The sequence below is a fragment of the Sinomonas terrae genome (assembly GCF_022539255.1).
In the GTDB taxonomy this organism is placed as follows: domain Bacteria; phylum Actinomycetota; class Actinomycetes; order Actinomycetales; family Micrococcaceae; genus Sinomonas; species Sinomonas terrae.
In genome coordinates this window covers 110,218-128,589 of record NZ_JAKZBV010000002.1, presented here as the reverse complement: position 1 = coordinate 128,589, position 18,372 = coordinate 110,218, and the positions used below count along the sequence as shown (strand labels likewise).

Genomic DNA, 18,372 nt, shown 5'->3' with positions numbered 1-18,372 from the left:
GGCGTTTCCGAGGACCCGTGAGGCGTGATGAGTACCGAAGGGCCCTGCTCAGGCGCCCAGTCAGGGAGTCCGTGTCCTGCCAGGAGGGATCGGCGTGGATGAGCCCATTTCGGCGCCGGGGAGTGGCCCGGTGACGGTCCGCGGCCACGGGCTGTCCGAGGACGCCGAGGTGCTGCGGGGCTACTACCGGCAGATGATGCTGATCCGCGTGTTCGACCAGCGCGCCGCCGAGATGTACACCAGGGCGAAGATCGGCGGCTACTGCCACCTCAGCCTGGGCGAGGAGGCCACCGTGGTCGGCCTGATGGCCGCGATGCGCCCGACCGACTACCTATTCTCCACCTACCGGGACCACGGCTACGCCCTGGCCCGCGGCTGCGAGCCCGAACGGGTGATGGCCGAGCTGTTCGGCCGCGCCACGGGCCTGTCCGGCGGTCGCGGCGGCTCGATGCACCTGTTTGACGCCGAGCGGCGGCTGCTGGGCGGGTACGGCATCGTCGGAGGCCAGATTCCCCCGGCCACGGGCGCTGCCCTGGCCCTGTCCTACCGGCACGGCCCGGGCCCGGGCTGCGAGGCGGTGATGTGCCTGCTGGGGGACGCGACCACGAACATCGGGGCGTTCCACGAGTCGCTGAACCTCGCCGCCGTCTGGCGGCTGCCGATCGTGTACGTGATCGTGAACAACCAGCTCGGCATGAGCACCCCGGTCGAGGCCGCCGCCGGGGAGCCCGAGCTGTTCCGGCGGGGCTGTTCCTACCGGATCCCAGGGAAACGGGTGGACGGCAACGACGTGCTCGCCGTCCGCGAGGCTGCCCGGGCCGCCCTGGACCGGGCCCGCGGCGAGCACCAGCCCATGCTGCTGGAGGCGGTCTCCTGGCGCTTGGGCGGGCACTCGGTGGTCGACCCGGCCCGGTACCGCAGCGAGGCCGAGAACCAGCAGGCCCGGGAGGCTGACCCGGTGCCGGCCTTCCGGGCCCGGCTGATCGGGGCCGGCGTCCTCCACCCCGCGGCCGCGGACCGGATCGAGGCCGAGGCCGAACAGGCGGTCGCCGGGGCCGTGGAGGCCGCCGACCGGGCCCCCGCCCCACAGGCCGAGACGCTGTTCGGGCACGTGTACGCCACACCGGCGGCGAACACGCACTACGGGCTCCCCGGGGACCCGGCGGTGCAGCCATGAGCATGATGACCTACCGGCAGGCGCTGCACGACACCCTGCGCGCCGAACTGCTCCGGGACGAGGACGTGCTGCTGATCGGCGAGGAGATCGGCGTGTTCGAGGGCTCCTACAAGATCACCGCCGGGCTCCTGGCAGAGTTCGGGCCCCGGCGGGTCCGGGACACCCCGATCTGCGAGGAGGGCTTCGTCGGAGTCGCGATCGGGGCGGCCATGCTGGGGCTGCGCCCGGTGGTGGAGATCATGACGATCAACTTCAGCCTTTTGGCCATCGACCAGATCGTGAACAACGCCGCGAAGGTCCGCTCGCTGTCCAACGGCCAGCTGCGCGTCCCGCTGGTGATCCGCACCCCCGGCGGGGGCCGGCAGCAGCTCTCCGCCACCCACTCGCAGAACCTGGAGGCCTGGTACGCCCACGTGCCCGGCCTGAAGGTGCTCGCCCCCGCCACCCCGGCCGATGCCAAGGGCCTGCTCACCGCGGCGATCCGCGACGACGACCCGGTGGTCGTGGTGGAGAACCTCGGACTGTACAACACCAAGGGCGAGGTCCCCGACGGGGAGCACGCCGTCGCGATCGGCACCGCCGCGGTCGCCAGGCCTGGCGCCGACGTCACGGTCATCGCCTATTCCCGTTCGACGCTGCTGGCCCTCGATGCGGCCGCCCGGCTCCAGGACGAGGGCATCTCAGTGGAAGTGGTCGACCTGCGCAGCCTGCGCCCGCTGGACCGGGAGGCCGTGTGCGCCTCGGTGCGCAAGACCAGCCGGGCCGTCGTGCTCGAAGACGACTGGCTCTCCTACGGCATCGGCGCCGAGATCGCCGCCACCATCCAGGAAGGAGCCTTCGGCCACCTGGACGCACCCGTGCGCCGCGTCGCCGCCGCGGAAGTGCCCCTGCCCTACGCCAAGGGGCTGGAACTGGCCGCGATGCCCGACGGGGCCGCGCTGGCCCGCGCCATCCTGGACACCCTCGACGCCACCGGCTTCACCGCTTGAGGAGGCCCTGATGACCGACGTGCTCATGCCCCGCCTCTCCGACACCATGGAAGAAGGCGTGCTCAGCGTCTGGCGCAAGCACGAGGGCGACGTCGTGCACCGGGGCGACGTGCTCGCCGAGATCGACACCGACAAGGCCACCATGGAACTGGAGGCCTACGACGAGGGCGTCCTGGCGCGCACCCTCATCGAGGAAGGTGCATCGGTGCCGATCGGCACCCCGATCGCCGTCATCACCCCCGGCGGGCCCGTGCCCGACGGCACCTCCGAAGCCCCGGCCCCAGCTCCCGTGGCCGCACCACAGCCGCCACCGGAAACGGTGCCCGAACCGCCCAGACCAGCGCCCACCCGGCCCCCGGCGCCACCGCCGTCGGCAGGCCTGACAGCCTCGCCGTTGGCCCGACGGCTCGCCCGCGAGCACGGCGTGGACCTCGCCGCGGTCCAGGGCAGCGGCCCCGGCGGTCGCATCGTGCGCGCCGACATCGACGCCGCCGTCGCCCGCACCCCTCCCTCGGCCCCGCCGCCGTCGGCCCCCGAGCCGGCCGCACCGCCGGCTGCCCTCGGTGCGGACGCCGAGGAGGTCCCCCTGAGCCGGATCCGGCGGCTGACCGCCCAGCGCCTCACCGCAAGCGCCGCCCAGGCCCCGCACTTCTACCTCACCCGCACCGTGGACGTCGACGCCCTGCTGGCCTTCCGAGCCCAGATCAACAACGGCCTCGCAGAGGGCGGCGCCAGGGTCAGCCTCAACGACCTCGTGGTCAAGGCCAGCGCGCACGCACTGGCCGCCCACCCCGAGGTCAACTCCTCCTGGGCCGGGACCCGGCTGCTGCGCCACCGCCGGGTCAACATCGGCGTCGCCGTCGCGCTGGAGGACGGGCTGATCGTCCCGGTGATCCACGACGCCGACCGGAAGAGCATCACCCAGATCAGCGGCGAAGCCCGCGACCTCGCCCACCGGGCCCGCACCGGGCGGCTGTCCCTGGAGGAGATCACCGGGGGGACGTTCACCGTCAGCAACCTCGGCATGTACGGCATCGACCAGTTCACCGCCGTCATCAACCCGCCGGAGGCCGCCATCCTCGCCGTCGGCGCCGCCGCCGCCGCCCCGACCGTGCGCGAGGGCCAGCTCGCAGTCGCCGCCATCATGACCCTGACACTGGCCATCGACCACCGCGTCCTGGACGGCGCAGCAGGCGCACGCTTCCTGGCCGACCTGGTCGCACTGCTGGAACACCCCCTGCGGATCCTGCTGTGAACCCCGTCCACGACACCACCAGGCCTCAGAGCAGAAGGGAGAACCTCATGAGCGGACCATCCCCTGGTCTCATCCCGGCAGGGGCATCGGCCCGGCCGAACGGCCCGAACCGGCTCGCCGGAACCGCATCACGGCAGCGGTGGCAGACCGGCCCGCCCCGAACGGACCCCTCCGGAGGGTGGCCGGCATGAGCGCCCAGGACACGCCGACGGTAGCCGGGCAGGGGGCCGGCACGCGGCCAGGGGCCCTGGGCTCGTCGGTGGCGCTGCACGCGTGGATGGCCATCTCTGGCCTGATCATGGTGCTGTTCCTGCTGGTGCACATGTACGGCAACCTGAAGATCTTCGAAGGCCGGCAAGGATTCGACGGGTATTCGCAGTTCCTGCGCGAGGCGGGCGAGCCGCTGCTGCCCTACTCGGTGGCGCTGTGGATCGTGCGGGCGGTGCTCTCTGTCAGCGTCCTGGCCCATGTGCTCTCGGCCTTCATCCTGTGGCACCGGTCGAGGGCGGCCACCGGCGGAAGGGGCGGGTGGCGCTACGCGTCCACCCGGAACCGCCGGGGCGTGCAGCGCACTTACGCCTCGTTCATGATGCGGTGGGGCGGGATCGTCATCGGGCTGTTCGTCGTGTACCACATCCTGAACATGAGCGCGGACGTCATCGACCCCGGTGGCGCCTCGGCGAGCCCCTACCAGCGCATGGTGAACAGCTTCTCCATCTGGTGGGTGGTGCTCTCCTACGTGATCGCGCTGATCGCGCTCGGCTTCCATCTGCGGCACGGCGTCTGGGCCGCGTTCGCCTCCCTGGGGGCCAATTCGAGCATGGCGCGCAGGCGAACCCTGAACCAGACGGCCATCGCGGTTGCAGCACTGATCACGGTGGGCTTCCTGATCCCGCCGCTGGCGATCTTCGCGGGGTGGGTGCGGTGAGGGCCGAGCTGTTCACAACCGGGGAGCCGATCGCGGACACCAAAGCACCCACGGGCCCGATCCAGGACCGGTGGGACGCGCGCCGCTTCGCCCTGAACCTGGTCAGCCCGGCCAACCGAAGGAGGCGCTCGGTCATCGTCGTGGGCACCGGGCTGGCCGGGGCCTCCGCGGCGGCGACCCTGGGCGAGGCCGGCTACCGGGTGAAGAGCTTCTGCTACCAGGACAGCCCCCGGCGCGCGCACAGCATCGCCGCGCAGGGCGGGATCAACGCCGCCAAGGACTACCGCAACGACGGCGACAGCATCCGCCGGCTCTTCTACGACACCGTCAAGGGCGGAGACTACCGCTCCCGCGAATCCAACGTCTACCGGCTCGCCCAGGTCAGCTCCGCGATCATCGACCAGTGCGTCGCCCAAGGCGTTCCCTTCGCCCGCGACTACGGCGGCCTGCTCGACACGCGCTCGTTCGGCGGGGTGCAGGTCTCGCGGACGTTCTACGCCCGCGGACAGACGGGCCAGCAGCTGCTGCTGGGCGCCTACCAGGCACTGGAACGGCAGGCGGCCGCCGGGACGGTCCGGGTCGGCACCCGGCACGAGATGCTCGAGCTCATCGTCATCGACGGCGCCGCCCGCGGGGTCGTGGTCCGGGACCTCGTCACCGGCGGGCTCCGCGCCCATCTGGCCGACGCCGTCGTGCTGGCCACCGGCGGCTACAGCAACGTCTACCACCTCTCCACCAACGCCATGGGCTGCAACGCCTCGGCCATCTGGCGGGCACACCGCAAGGGCGCGTTCTTCGCGAACCCGTGCTTCACCCAGATCCACCCCACCTGCATCCCCGTCAGCGGCGTCCACCAGTCCAAGCTGACCCTGATGAGCGAGTCGCTGCGCAACGACGGGCGCATCTGGGTGCCCCGCCAGGCAGGCGACGGCCGGGATCCACGCGAGATCCCGGAATCGGAGCGGGACTACTACCTTGAGCGGGCGTACCCCTCCTTCGGGAACCTCGTGCCCAGGGACGTGGCCTCCCGGGCCGCGAAGAACCAATGCGACGCCGGTCGCGGGGTCGGCCCGGGCGGGCGGGGGGTGTACCTGGACTTCGCCGAGGCGGTCGGACGGCTGGGCCGGGCCGCCATCGAGGAAAGGTACGGCAACCTGTTCGAGATGTACCAGAAGATCACCGACGAAGACCCCTACCAGGTGCCCATGCGCATCTACCCCGCCGCCCACTACACCATGGGCGGGCTCTGGGTCGACTACGACCTCGAAAGCACCATCCCCGGGCTCTTCGTCGTCGGCGAGGCCAACTTCTCCGACCACGGTGCCAACCGGCTCGGCGCCAGCGCCCTGATGCAGGGCCTTGCCGATGGCTACTTCATCCTGCCCAACACCATCAGCGGCTACCTCGCCCGCAACCCCCGCCCCGAGGGCCTCGACGAGACCCACCCGGCGGCGGTCGAAGCCGTCAAGGACGCCCGCCGGCGCATAGGCTCGCTGCTGGCGATCGACGGCCGGCGCACCGTGGAGTCCTTCCACCGGGAGCTCGGTTCCATCGTCTGGGAGCACTGCGGGATGGAACGCACCGCACTCGGGCTCCGCGAGGCCATCGATGCCATCGGCGCCCTCAGGGAGGAGTTCTGGGCCGATGCGAAGGTCACCGGCACCGACGGGGAACTGAACCAGACCCTCGAGCGGGCAGGCCGGGTGGCGGACTTCTTCGAACTGGCCGAGCTGATGTGCATCGACGCCCTCCACCGGGACGAATCCTGCGGCAGCCATTTCCGATCCGAAAGCCAGACCGCCGACGGCGAAGCCCTCCGCGATGACGAGCACTTCGCCTACGTCGCCGCCTGGGAGTTCACCGGCGACGGTTCCGCGCCCGTGCTGCACCGAGAACCGCTCGTTTTCCAGAACCTCGAACTGACGCAGAGGAGCTACAGATGAACTTCACCCTGCGGATCTGGCGCCAGCACGACGCGGACACCCCCGGCCGGATGGTCACCTACCCGGTGGAGGGCATCACCCCGGACATGTCGTTCCTGGAGATGCTCGACGTGCTCAACGAACAGCTCGCCGCCGCCGGCGACGAGCCCGTCGCGTTCGACCACGACTGCCGCGAGGGCATCTGCGGGATGTGCAGCCTGGTCATCAACGGCATCGCCCACGGCCCCCAGGCGCTGACCACCGCCTGCCAGCTGTACATGCGCCACTTCCGCGAAGGCGTCATCGACGTAGAGCCCTGGCGCTCCGAATCCTTCCCGGTGCTCAGGGACCTGATCGTGGACCGCAGCGCCCTGGACCGGATCATCCAGGCCGGAGGCTACATCAGCGCCCCCACCGGGGCGGCCCCCGACGCCGCCGCCGTGCTCGTGCCCAAAGAGGACGCCGACCGGGCCTTCGACGCCGCCACCTGCATCGGCTGCGGCGCCTGCGTCGCAGCCTGCCCCAACGGATGCGCCATGCTCTTCACCGGGGCGAAGGCAACCCACCTCGGCACGCTCCCCCAAGGCCAGCCCGAGCGCAGCTGGCGCGCCCTGGCACTGATCACACAGCACGACGCCGAGGGCTTCGGCGGCTGCACCCAGATCGGCGAATGCACCGCCGTATGCCCGGTCGGGATCCCACTGGATATGATCTCCCGCCTGAACGCCGACGTGCTCTCCGCCCTGCGCGGGACCCCGGGCCGACCATGACCGGCGCGGCGGTTCCGCTTCCACCGACAGCACAGACGGAGGTCAGGCCATGAACGACACTTTCGGTTCGCGGGGCATCCTCGCCCTCGGCACCCAGGAGTACGAGGTGTTCCGGCTGGACGCGGTGGAGGGCTCGGCCCGGCTTCCCTACAGCCTGAAGATCCTGCTGGAGAACCTCCTGCGATGCGAGGACGGCGCTCACGTCACGGCCTCGCAGATCGCCGCCCTCGCCGCGTGGTCCCCGGACGCAGAACACGGATCCGAGATCCAGTTCACCCCAGCCCGTGTGCTGCTGCAGGACTTCACCGGAGTCCCCTGCGTCGTGGACCTGGTCGCGATGCGCGATGCGATGGCAGCTCTCGGCGGCGACCCGCAGAGGATCAACCCCCTGATCCCCTCGGAGCTGGTGATCGACCACTCCGTGATAGCCGACGTCTTCGGAAGCACCGACGCGTTCGCCCGAAACGCGGAGCTGGAGTTCTCCCGCAACCGGGAACGCTACCAACTCCTGCGCTGGGCCCAGCACGCCTTCGACGACTTCCTCGTCGTCCCGCCCGACACCGGCATCTGCCACCAGGTCAATCTCGAGTACCTCTCCCGCGTTGTCTTCACCCGCAACACTCCGGGCGGCGGTGGAGCGCGCCAGGCCTACCCCGACACGCTCGTGGGCACCGACTCCCACACGCCCATGGCCAACGGGCTCGGCGTGCTCGGCTGGGGCGTGGGCGGTATCGAGGCCGAGGCGGCGATGCTCGGCCAGCCGATGAGTATGCTCATCCCCCAGGTCATGGGCGTCAGGCTCACCGGGGCCCTGGGCGAGGGCGTGACAGCGACCGACCTCGTGCTCACCGTCGCCCACCTGCTGCGCAAGACCGGCGTCGTGGGCAAGTTCGTCGAATTCTACGGGCCCGCGATCGCCCAGATCCCCGTGGCCACCCGCGCCACCATCGGCAACATGAGCCCGGAATACGGGTCGACCTGCGCGATCTTCCCCATCGACGACGCCACCCTGGACTACCTCAAGCTCACCGGCCGCCCCGAGGAGCAGGTCCGGCTCGTGGAGGCGTACGCGAAGGAACAGGGGCTCTGGCACGACGGCAGCCATGAGCCGGTCTACTCCCAGACGATCGAGTTCGACCTGGCCCGGGTCGAGGCCTCCATCGCGGGCCCCAAACGCCCCCAGGACCGCATCCCGCTCGCCGACGCCCGACGCGTCATCGGAGCCTTCCTCGCCGAGGGCCCGAAGGTCTCCCAGGAGCTCACCGGGCTGGACGAGGCATCGGCCGAATCGTTCCCGGCCAGCGATCCCATCTCCGTGGACAGGACCAGCCCCGGGGACGAGCCCCTCGAGCGCCCTGGCCCCGGCCAGGACTCGCTCTACCCGTCGAACCCGGCCGAGGTGACACTGCCCGGGGCGGGGAAGGCCGCCATCGACCACGGCCACGTGGCCATCGCCGCGATCACCAGCTGCACCAACACCTCCAACCCCTCGGTCATGGTCGCCGCCGGGCTGCTGGCCAAGAAGGCCTCCGAACGGGGCCTCGCCTCCAAACCATGGGTCAAGACCTCCCTGGCGCCCGGGTCCCGGATCGTGACCTCCTACCTGCAGAAGGCCGGGCTGACCCAGTACCTGGACCGGCTCGGCTTCGAACTCGTCGGATACGGCTGCACCACCTGCATCGGGAACTCGGGCCCCCTGATCCCCCAGGTCGCCCAGGCCGTGGCCGCGAACGACCTCAAGGTCGCCTCGGTCCTGAGCGGAAACCGCAACTTCGAAGGCCGTATCCACCCCCAGACCCAGATGAACTTCCTCGCCTCCCCGCCGCTGGTGATCGCCTATGCCCTGGCCGGCACCATGGACACCGACCTGCTCGAGGACCCCCTCGGCGAGGACACGGCAGGGCAGCCCGTCTACCTGCGCGAGATCTGGCCCACGAGCCGGGAGGTCGAAGACCTCATCGCCAGCACAGTCCAAGCGCAGATGTTCACAGACGGCTACTCAGGCCTCTTCGACGGGGACCACAACTGGCGCACCCTCGAAATCCCCACCACCGACAGATTCGCCTGGGACGAGGCCTCCACCTACGTGCGCAGGCCCCCCTTCTTCGACGGCATGGGCCGCGAATCGCAGCCCCTCACCGACATCTCCGGCGCCAGGGTCCTCGCACTCCTGGGCGACTCGGTCACCACCGACCACATCTCGCCCGCCGGCGCCATCGGGACACACACCCCGGCAGGGCGCTACCTGCTCGAGCACGGCATCGGCCCGGAGGACTTCAACTCCTACGGCTCACGCCGCGGCAACCACGAGGTGATGATCCGGGGCACCTTCGCCAACATCCGCCTGCGCAACCAGCTCGTGCCCGGCACCGAGGGCGGGTTCACCCGGCACCTGCCCGACGGGGAGCAGCTGAGCATCTTCGAGGCCTCGCAGAAGTACCTCCGGGAGAACACGCCCCTGATCGTCATCGCCGGCGCCGAGTACGGCTCCGGGTCCTCCAGGGACTGGGCAGCGAAAGGCACCCTGCTGCTGGGCGTCAGGGCGGTGCTCGCAACCTCGTTCGAACGGATCCACCGTTCCAACCTGATAGGCATGGGCGTACTGCCGCTGCAGTTCCGCCACGGCGAAAGCGCAACGACCCTCGGGCTCACCGGGGAAGAGCTCTACACCGTCACCAGCCTGGCCGGAGACCGGAGCGTGCCGAAAGAGGTCACCGTCCGCGCCGAAAACGGCGGGGCCGTCACCGAGTTCACCACCCTCGTGCGCATCGACACCCCGGCCGAGGCCACCTACTACCGCAACGGCGGCATCCTGCCCTACGTCCTGCGCCAGCTCCTGCGGCCCCGGCCCGCATGACACGTCGACCCCCACGAGAATCGGCAAACAGGAAGGAAGGCACGGACCATGGCAGGTGCACACCACATCAGCGTCAGCAGCCCCTACCGGGAACGCACCGCCCAAGATGGCACCAGAGTGCTGGTCGACCGGATCTGGCCGCGAGGACTGACCAAGGAAAAAGCAGACCTCGACGAATGGTGCAAAGCCGTGGCCCCCTCGCCCGAGCTGCGCAAGTGGTACAGCCACGACCCGGAACGCTTCGAAGAATTCGCCCACCGATACCGGCAAGAGCTCGAAGAACCGGAGAAGGCCGACGCCCTCCAGCACCTGAAGGAACTGGCCGGCCAGGGAAACCTCACCCTGCTCACCGCCACCCAGCACGCGGACATCAGCCAGGCAGAAGTACTGGCCGACCTGATCCGAAGCTGACCGGCCCGCCCGGGCCCGTCAGCGGTGTCAGCCGGGACCTTGGCGAACGGCCAGCCACCCTTCCCCCGGCCCGGGCCGGCGCGAATCAGCCGCTCATGCATCCCGGGGGACACAAGGGCGAAGAAGAGCAAGCCATGAGGATCGCAGTCATCGGAGGAACCGGAACGTCCGGGACCGCAACCGTGGAGGCCCTCCGCCACCTCGGCATGGACGCCGTGCCCGCCTCGCGCGCCACCGGCACAGACCTGCATACCGGTGAAGGCCTCGCCGATGCGCTCCACGGCGCCGCCGTCGTGATCGATACCTCCAACGCCCGGCCCTCAGCCCCGTCGGCCGACGTCGCCACCGCCATGGGCGCCGCGGCCCGGCGGGTCGTCCAAGCCTGCGCACAACAGCGCGTACGGCACCTCGTGTTCCTCTCCATCTGCAATATCGACAGCCCCGAATTCGACGACTACCCGTACTACCTCGCCAAGCGGGAACAGGAGCGCGTGATCCGCGAAAGCGGCTGCTCCGCCACCATCGTCCGCTCGACCCAGTGGTACGAGTTCGCCCTCAACCCCGCTGCGGTGTGGTTCACCGACGCCGCTGTCGAAGTTCAGGACTGGCTGATCCAGCCGATCGCCGTCCGCACCGTCGCCGCCGTCCTGGCCGACGCCGTCCAAGACCGGCGACCGACCCGCGCCGTCACCGGTCCGGACATCCTGCGCCTGCCCGAGCTCACCACCCGCGTCCTGGCAGCGCACGGCGACGCCCGTCCCGTTCACGCCGTCACCCCCGCCACGGCCGGATTGGGCAACGGCGCGCTCCTGGCCCCGCCCGGAGCCGAGATCCTCGGCCCCGGCCTCGAATCATGGCTGTCCGCCCTGCACCGACACCCCTGACCCGCAGGGCGGACAGCCGAGGCGGGAAGCTCTTGGACGGACGGTAGTCCTTAGCTTGCAGCGTCCGCTCGTCTCACCGGGCAGCGGGGCGTCTAGTAGCCGGCGAACTCCTCGGTCCGGATGTCGTCCTCGTCCGCGCCCATATCCTTCAGCAGGCTGCGCATGGCCGCCACCATGCTGCGCGGGCCGCAGAGATAGTAGATAGGCGCGGTCAGGTCCTTGATGTGCTTGGAGATCATCTCTTTGTCGATGTGCCCGGTCTCGCCCTCCCATGCCCGCTCCGAGTCCTCGGGTTTCGTCATGGTCGGCACGAAGACGATGCTGTCCTCTGATTCGCCGAGCCTGACCATTTCGTCCAGGAAGGGTGCGTCTTCAGGGCGTCGGTTGGAATGGAACGCGAAGATCCGATGGCCACTCTTGTCGCGCACCGACTGCAGGGCGATGCTGCGTACCGGCGTGATCCCGATCCCCCCGGTGAGGAAGACCGCCGGCCGCGCGATGTTGTGGTGGAGGGTGAACGACCCATAGGGAGCATCCAGCGTCAGCTCCGTACCGACGGGCATGTCCTTGAGCACGCGTTTGAACGCGGTGTCGCGCATCCGCGTCGCGCACATCAGGAACGGCTCATAGGGTGCGCTGGCCAGGGTGAATCCCCGGGTGTTCCCCTCGCCGTCCGTCTCTGGCGGATCAATCAGGGTGTAGTCGGCGAACTGGCCCGCCTGATAGGTGAAGCCTTCAGGCTTTGCGAAGCGGAATGCCATCGTCCCTTCAGCGATCTGTTCCTTTTCGATCAGTCTTGTCGTCGGCAGTGTCATGCTCACATCTCCTTTCGAGGATGGCCTTCCGGCCCGTTCGATCCGCTGTTCTGTTGCATTCCCTTGTTTCGCGCCAAGAACGCCTCCCCCGGACACCACCCCCTCGTCTCCAGGCCGTCGGAGGCCCTTGCCGCCGGCCCGCAGACAGCCGGAAGCCATGGGCGGGCGTACCCCGGCGGACACGCTGTGGGTGCCGGCTCTGGGCGTGCGCCTACTGAGCGGTGATGACGACTTTGAGCGCCTTCTCCGTGGCGGCGTTGGCGAAGGTGTCGTAGGCGTCCATGATCTGGCCGAATGAGAACCGGTGGGTCACGAACTTGGCCGGGTCAATCTCGTCGGCGATGATCTTGGCCAGGAGGTCCGGTGTCGTCGTCGCGTTCACAAGTCCCGTGGTGATCGTGATGTTGTTGATCCAGTCGCGGTCGATTGGGAACTCGACTGGCTTGCCGTGCACTCCGACATTCGCGACGCGGCCACCAGGGCGGATCGCGCCGAGAGCCGTGGCGAACGTGGCAGGGAGGCCGACGGCCTCGATCGCGACGTCTACCCCGAGCCCGTCTCGGCTGAGCTTCTTCAGCTCGGCTGCGACGTCAACGCCCTCGCCGACCTGGACCAAGTCGGTGGCGCCGAACTTCTTGGCCTGCTCGAGCCGGTATTCGTTGCCGTCTACGGCGATGACCTTCGACGCGCCCGCCGGGCCTGCCGTCATGATCGCTGCGAGCCCGACGGGACCCGAACCAACGACGGCGACCTCGTCACCGTCCTTGACAGCGCCGTTGAGGACGCCGATTTCGTACCCCGTTGGGAGGATGTCGCTGAGCATGGTGCCCTGCTCGGCGCTGACGCCCTCGGGCAGCGGGATGAGCCCGTTGTCAGCGAACGGCACGCGCACGTACTCGGCCTGAGTCCCGTCGATGAGGTGGCCGAAGATCCAGCCGATCCCGCCCAGGGTCTGGCAGTGGGAGGTCAGGCCGGCCTTGCAGAAGTCGCACTCCATGCATTTGCTGATGCACGAGACGATGACACGGTCGCCGACCTTGACCTTCGTGCACTCCGGGCCGATCTCGGTGACGGTTCCGACACCTTCGTGGCCCAGGATCCGTCCGTCGGTCACGGCGGGGACATCGCCTTTGAGGATGTGCAGGTCGGTTCCGCAGATCGTGGTGGTCTCGATCTTGACGATCGCGTCCGTGGGGTCCTTGACGACCGGGTCCGGAACGTCCTCCCAGACTTTCTGACCGGGGCCGTGGTAGACGAGCGCCTTCATGGTGGACCTTTCTGGGTTGTGGTGCCTTCCTGTGGGGTAGGCGGGGCGTCCGGCGGTGCGAGCCTGTTCCAAGCCCTCCAGGAACGCCAAGATCACCTCCGTGTAGCGGTCCAGGGAAAAGATCAGAGTGACGTTGACGCTGATCCCCTCCGCCAGACAGTCGGTGATCGCAGGCAGGCCCTGCTTGGCTGCCGGGATCTTGATGAACAGGTTTGTCGTGTCCACAAGCCACCACAGCGCGCGAGCCTCGGCGATCGTGCGGCCGGTCGGGTGGGCGATCCCCGGGTCGACCTCTATGGACACCCGCCCATCCACTCCATCGGTCGCCTCGTAGACCGGGCGGAGCACGTCGCATGCCTGGCGCACGTCGGCCCCGGCCAGTTCCCGCATCGCCTCCTCCTCCGACACCTGGTGCAGGGTCAAGTCCCGAATCTGCTCGTCATAGGAATCGCTCTCGCTCACGGCTCGGGCGAAGATCGTCGGGTTGGTCGTCACCCCCGACACCCCACGATCGCGAAGCGCGGCGAGGCTGCCGCTGGTCTGCCGATCCCGGCTGAGGTCATCCAGCCAGACCGAGACTCCGGCCGTGCGCAGACTTGCCAGCGAGTCCGTCATCGACACCCTCCGCCTCCGCGTGCCATACCAGCCATTCCGTTCATCGCTGGTCTTCTCCGAACGACTCCTATTCCGGTCCGCGTAATCCTCCGATGGAGCTCCGGCTCGCGCCGGGGCGCGATGCCCAGCCCATCGCCTCCCACACGTGGTGACAGACAGTCATCAAGCTTCAGCGCAGGCCGTCGAGCTGAAACCGGCGGCCTCCGCCTCCATGTTCACGCTGGAGGGCTGCAGGTTCCCTGCAGGCCCGAGGACGGTCCGGGTGCTCCAGTGACAGGGCCCCGCCAGTCGCCCGCCGGATTCGGTTGCGGGCGGGGAAATACCGCGCATGGCGTACCGCAGGAACAGATACGATCCGTGTCGGCGCACGGTGAGAAGCTCAGCTCCTCCTTGGTCAGCGTCGCGCCCGCCGACTGCGGACCGCAGGCTCGCGCCGCCCCCGGCAAGCCTATGCACGGCCCTCACGGGCGCACAGCCTGCCCCGGGCCACGGGATCGAGAGCAGTCCCCGTCGCCCACCCTGGGGGCCGGGATCCCCATGCCCGGAGAGCAGCTCCGAGCCTCCCCGCGGCCCGGATGAGGGGGCGATGCCCCCAGCCTGCGGAACGGACTGGTACGCGAAGAGGACCATCGCGAGTCAGCCGGCACCAAGGGCCACCGCTGAGGGTCCCAAATTCCACGCCCCCGTCACCCGTCAGCAGGTTCGTGTTCGTCGTCGGCGGCATAGGCGCCCAAAGGCTCCTTCACGTCTTCAAGATCGGGTCATAGCCCGTTTCTCACGTACTCAGGTCCCACCCGTTAGTGCGTAAAACGCGGACTGAGAACCCCGGAAAATCAAGGCAGTGCGGCCCTCAAGTCGCCGAAACCCCCAAGAGTGGCACGACTCAGGTTCGAGTGTGGTCCTCGTGTCGGGGGAGCCGAGCGTGTAAGCCTGGGTCGGGTCGGGAGCGCCCAGATCGACTTTGAATCTTTCACCGACCCCCGCCTCTGCGCCGCGATCGTGGACCGGCTCACCTTCAACGGCACCATCATCCAGACCGGCACCGACTCCTACCGCCTCAACCCCACACGCCTTCACAGCTGACGCCCTGCGAACAATCGAACGCCAAGCAGCGCCCGTTAGGGGCGCTCGGGTTGCGCATGCCCGCAAGCAGATCCGCTTGCGGGCGGCCAGGAAGCTACCGCCTGCGCCGAACGATGATGAAGACCACCACCAGGACAACGAACAGAGTAGTGAGGACCCCGACTAGGGCTCCGGTACTGATCCCCATCCAGTCCTCCTCGCGGAATGTCGTGACACGACCGTATCAGCGTTCATACGTCAGCGGGGGCTGCACAATGGCGATCGGCTCAGCGGATAAGGCCCTCGATCGAGTAGCGGCGTTCGACGCCAGCCGTGGCCCGGCCCCACTCACTGCTCACGACTCGTTGCTGATGAGAGTCGAACACGTCCTGATCTTCAAACCGCTCCTCGACTGACCAGACCAGTGGATCGTCGGTTGGGATGACCTCGAAGGAGGTGCAGCCGACTTCGGCCCGCGTGAGCCTGACATGATCCGGCAGGTGAAGGCGCACGACTCGTGCCTCTTCCTCCGTCGAGCATACGAGCTGGCCAGTGATATGAATCTCGGTCATGCACCCACGGTACGGTGAGCTTCGCCGTCCGATAGCCGGTCCTCTTTCGGGCGGTTCGCTCGGGTCCCAGGAACTGGGCAGCCGACCTTCCGGCGGTAATGTACATCGGCAGCAGCCAGCCACAGGGAATCATCGGAATTCCGTAAGCGACGAATATCCCGATGTATACGCGCATCGCTCCAAGCAGGGCGGGCGGAAAGGCGTTGGCAAATTTCAGCAGGGCAAACACCGCCCCCCCGTGGTCCTATGTCAAGCCGTCATCCTGGTCTTCGTTCTGGTTGACATAGCAAGGCAGGTCCAGCCCCCACTGGCTTGCCCGCAGTCCATCGAGACGCTGGAGTATCGCCGACTTCGCCGCAGTGGAGGGGGGGTCGGAGACCACAGTCCCGGACCCGTGTGTGGGCGTTGCCGCTGGCGTGTTGGCCGGGACGAGTCCTGGAGGCGGAAAGGGAGTTGCTTCCGGATCAGCTCCTGCCGTCGGCTCGGCAGGGCAGCCGAGCGGGCCATCACCGCGATGGCCGAAAACGAGGAACCATTCCTCGTCAGGGCTTCCTGTCTCCGGCCCCACACCCCCGTCATCGTTCCCGAGCCCTGGGCCAGCAGCTACGAGCACATTGACTTCGCCAACGCCCCGGTCTTCGCGGACGGCACGAGCAGATTCGAGTCGCGCTTCGCCGAGGTCAATGGGGGCCACGACATGGATCTGTCCGACTTCCAGCGCGGCAGGTCGCATACTACGGGCGGTCGCGTGGCTCGACCATCAGGTGGGCCGCCTCCTGGACGCGCTCGAGGAGCAAGGCATCGCCGAGCGCACCGTCGTGGTCCTCGCCTCAGACCACGGAGTCCACCTCGGCGAGGACGGCGCCTACGGCAAACACACCTTCGGCCCGGCATCCGTGGACCCGGAAGCTCAGGAAGCCGCTGGGGTCAGAGGGGGCGGATCTTCTGGGCCTGCGGGCCCTTCTGCCCCTGCCCGACTTCGTACTCGACCTTCTGACCCTCCTCGAAGGAGCGGAAGCCGCGGGCGTCGATCTCGGAGTAGTGGGCGAAGAGGTCGTCCGAGCCGTCGTCGGGGGCGATGAAGCCGTAGCCCTTCTCGGAGTTGAACCACTTCACGGTGCCTGTTGCCATTGGTGCTGCCTTCCGCCGGTGGCTCTGTGGCCGCATTCCGCGGCCGGGTCCAGCGCCTTCCTTCGCGCTCATCCTAAGGGCGAGCGGCCAGTGGAGTGGAAGGAGTGACCGATGTGGCAGCGGTTGCGCGCGCCGGTCCTGCTCGGTCCGGGGCGTCGGCAGGCCGGGGCGGCCATTCGCCTCGACTTTCTCACCGTGGGTCGGAGCGGCCGTTAGGCTGTGCGGATGGAGGCCGAGAGGACGCTCGCCAGCGGAGTCGTGCTGCGACTGTTGAGCCCGGAGGACGCCGGCCTGCTGGCCAAGGCGTACGCCGAGAACCGCGAGTACCTGGCCCCATGGGAACCGGCGCGCCCCGAGGAGTGGTACACGGAGGAGGGGCAGGTGCAGGCGGTCGCCCACGCGCTCGGGGAGCTCATGCGGCGAACCGAGCTGCCGCTGGTCCTGGTCGAGGACGGCTCCATCATCGGCGGGGCCACCCTGTCTTCGATCGTTCGCGGCGCCTTCCAGAACGCACATCTGGGGTACTGGATCGCCGAGCGCGCCCAGGGGCAGGGGATCATGACCCAGACGGTCGGAGTCCTCGTGGAGATCGCCCGGGACGGCCTCGGGCTGCACCGCATCGAGGCCGCGACGCTCCCGCGCAACGCGGCCTCCCAGAGGGTGCTGGAGAAGAACGGCTTCGAGTTCTACGGGCTCGCCCGCAGCTACCTTCAGATCGCCGGCTCCTGGCAGGACCACCGCATGTACCAGCGCATCCTCTGACCGCGAGAGAAGCCCGGGGTCGGGCTCACGAGCCGGCCGTCTCCTTCTTGAGGACCTCGACGTCGCATCCGAAGAACATGGTGTCGTTCCAGTCCTCGCGCATCCGCTGCACGGGACGCACCGCCGGGACATCGAGCCAATCCGGGGGCTGGCTGGGGTAGTCGAGACCGAACACGGCCGCTTGCGCACTCGCCCCGGAGAACGCCGCCCCGGCTCCCGGTGCCGGCAGATCGCGACCTCGAGCCTGAGCCGCTCGTTGGGTCCCGGATACTCCGTCGCCTTCTCGAGCCGGGCCCGCACGTATGGCCGGGGCGGTCGTCCCCCGGCAGTGGCCCGTGGCTGGACCGAAGACGAACGCCGGGGGACGCCACTCATCCAGCGTGTGGCGCGACGCGATCTGGCCCCAGCCCAACGACGCGCCGCCTCCCCGCACGCTCTCCAGGCAATACCCGCACCAGTGCTCCCGCAAACCAGAAAACGATGCAGACTCTATCGGTTCGTCGCCTGGTCGGGGAACGCCTCCTCTGCGGTGGCGTGGAGCGGGAGCACGCGGGCGACGTTGGTGCGCTCGAGGAGCTCGCGCACGGCTGGCCTGGCCTTCACGATCCGCAGGTCCCCGCCTGCCTGCCGTGCGGCCCGGCAGGCGGTGACGAGCGCGCCGAGGCCGGTGGAGTCCATGGTCGGGACCCCTGCGAGGTCCAGCACAATCCGCGGCTCGCCTTCGGCGACCGCGCGGTCGACGGCCTCGGCGAGCTGTCCCGCGCTGTTGAGGTTGACCCGGCCCGAGAGGGCGATCTCGCGGTAGCCGGGGCGATCGGCGCTGGTGATCTCCATGGTGCTCCCTCTCCGGTTCCGTGAACAATCAGGTTCGAAACCCTACTGCCCGCAGGGTGCCCCGCTCCAGAACCCACGGACTGATCTAGCCTCTGCCGAAGTGGTGTACGGTTGCCTGCTG

Annotated in this window: 16 protein-coding genes and 2 pseudogenes; 12 read left to right on the top strand and 6 right to left on the bottom strand. The window is 69.0% G+C overall.

From position 1 onward, the window contains the following. Positions 1-94 precede the first annotated feature (94 nt). From L0M17_RS21425 to L0M17_RS21385, 9 genes are all read left to right on the top strand, one after another. Positions 95-1,177, top strand: a complete 1,083-nt coding sequence (locus L0M17_RS21425) for a thiamine pyrophosphate-dependent dehydrogenase E1 component subunit alpha (RefSeq protein WP_241056664.1) — start codon at positions 95-97, stop codon at positions 1,175-1,177. Then, positions 1,174-2,166, top strand: coding sequence for an alpha-ketoacid dehydrogenase subunit beta (locus tag L0M17_RS21420; protein ID WP_241056663.1), 993 nt, complete (start codon positions 1,174-1,176; stop codon positions 2,164-2,166). Before L0M17_RS21425 ends, L0M17_RS21420 begins: the two co-directional genes overlap by 4 nt. 10 nt (positions 2,167-2,176) lie before the next feature. Next, positions 2,177-3,421, top strand: coding sequence for a dihydrolipoamide acetyltransferase family protein (locus tag L0M17_RS21415; protein WP_241056661.1), 1,245 nt, complete (start codon positions 2,177-2,179; stop codon positions 3,419-3,421). Between the two features lie 187 nt (positions 3,422-3,608). After that, positions 3,609-4,349 carry a succinate dehydrogenase cytochrome b subunit gene (locus tag L0M17_RS21410; RefSeq protein ID WP_241056660.1) on the top strand — a complete coding sequence of 247 codons (741 nt, stop codon included), beginning with the start codon at positions 3,609-3,611 and terminating at the stop codon, positions 4,347-4,349. Further along, positions 4,337-6,292 carry a fumarate reductase/succinate dehydrogenase flavoprotein subunit gene (locus L0M17_RS21405; RefSeq protein ID WP_241056659.1) on the top strand — a complete coding sequence of 652 codons (1,956 nt, stop codon included), beginning with the start codon at positions 4,337-4,339 and terminating at the stop codon, positions 6,290-6,292. The genes L0M17_RS21410 and L0M17_RS21405 overlap by 13 nt, the downstream gene beginning before the upstream one ends. Continuing rightward, the gene (locus L0M17_RS21400; protein ID WP_241056658.1) at positions 6,289-7,041 is read left to right on the top strand and encodes a succinate dehydrogenase/fumarate reductase iron-sulfur subunit; all 753 of its coding nucleotides are present in this window, start codon (positions 6,289-6,291) and stop codon (positions 7,039-7,041) included. The genes L0M17_RS21405 and L0M17_RS21400 overlap by 4 nt, the downstream gene beginning before the upstream one ends. A gap of 49 nt (positions 7,042-7,090) precedes the next feature. After that, entirely contained in the window at positions 7,091-9,898 is a 2,808-nt protein-coding gene (locus L0M17_RS21395; protein WP_241056657.1) for an aconitate hydratase, read from the top strand. A gap of 48 nt (positions 9,899-9,946) precedes the next feature. Beyond that, complete coding sequence (locus L0M17_RS21390; RefSeq protein WP_241056655.1) at positions 9,947-10,309, top strand: DUF488 domain-containing protein; 363 nt, start codon at positions 9,947-9,949, stop codon at positions 10,307-10,309. Between the two features lie 134 nt (positions 10,310-10,443). Beyond that, positions 10,444-11,193, top strand: coding sequence for an SDR family oxidoreductase (locus L0M17_RS21385; protein ID WP_241056654.1), 750 nt, complete (start codon positions 10,444-10,446; stop codon positions 11,191-11,193). A gap of 92 nt (positions 11,194-11,285) precedes the next feature. On the opposite strand, the gene L0M17_RS21380 is transcribed toward L0M17_RS21385, so the two are convergent. Then, positions 11,286-12,008 (bottom strand): ferredoxin--NADP reductase, encoded by a 723-nt coding sequence (locus L0M17_RS21380; RefSeq protein WP_241056728.1) that lies wholly within the window; start codon positions 12,006-12,008, stop codon positions 11,286-11,288. Positions 12,009-12,219: 211 nt separating this feature from the next. Beyond that, complete coding sequence (locus L0M17_RS22825; RefSeq protein WP_308196924.1) at positions 12,220-13,890, bottom strand: transaldolase family protein; 1,671 nt, start codon at positions 13,888-13,890, stop codon at positions 12,220-12,222. A 963-nt stretch (positions 13,891-14,853) separates the two neighbouring features. Between L0M17_RS22825 and L0M17_RS23085 the strand changes: the two are divergent. Then, positions 14,854-14,973: pseudogene (locus L0M17_RS23085) on the top strand (ATP-binding protein); the annotation flags it as partial. Positions 14,974-15,239: 266 nt separating this feature from the next. Here L0M17_RS23085 and L0M17_RS21360 read toward each other — a convergent pair. Continuing rightward, positions 15,240-15,524: a putative quinol monooxygenase gene (locus L0M17_RS21360; protein ID WP_241056653.1), complete on the bottom strand. Its 285-nt coding sequence runs from the start codon at positions 15,522-15,524 to the stop codon at positions 15,240-15,242. 359 nt (positions 15,525-15,883) lie between these two features. On the opposite strand from L0M17_RS21360, the pseudogene L0M17_RS22820 reads away from it, so the two are divergent. Continuing rightward, positions 15,884-16,390, top strand: a pseudogene (locus L0M17_RS22820) (sulfatase-like hydrolase/transferase); the annotation flags it as partial. Between the two features lie 61 nt (positions 16,391-16,451). Here L0M17_RS22820 and L0M17_RS21350 read toward each other — a convergent pair. Then, on the bottom strand, positions 16,452-16,655 hold the full coding sequence (locus L0M17_RS21350; RefSeq protein ID WP_241056652.1) for a cold-shock protein: 204 nt from the start codon (positions 16,653-16,655) through the stop codon (positions 16,452-16,454). Positions 16,656-16,880: 225 nt separating this feature from the next. Between L0M17_RS21350 and L0M17_RS21345 the strand changes: the two genes are divergently transcribed. Continuing rightward, positions 16,881-17,417, top strand: coding sequence for a GNAT family N-acetyltransferase (locus L0M17_RS21345; RefSeq protein ID WP_241056651.1), 537 nt, complete (start codon positions 16,881-16,883; stop codon positions 17,415-17,417). A 25-nt stretch (positions 17,418-17,442) separates the two neighbouring features. On the opposite strand, the gene L0M17_RS21340 is transcribed toward L0M17_RS21345, so the two are convergent. Further along, a complete protein-coding gene (locus L0M17_RS21340) occupies positions 17,443-17,850 on the bottom strand; it encodes a hypothetical protein (RefSeq protein ID WP_241056650.1) in 408 nt (135 codons plus the stop codon). A 56-nt stretch (positions 17,851-17,906) separates the two neighbouring features. Further along, complete coding sequence (locus tag L0M17_RS21335; protein WP_241056649.1) at positions 17,907-18,251, bottom strand: STAS domain-containing protein; 345 nt, start codon at positions 18,249-18,251, stop codon at positions 17,907-17,909. Positions 18,252-18,372: the final 121 nt, after the last annotated feature.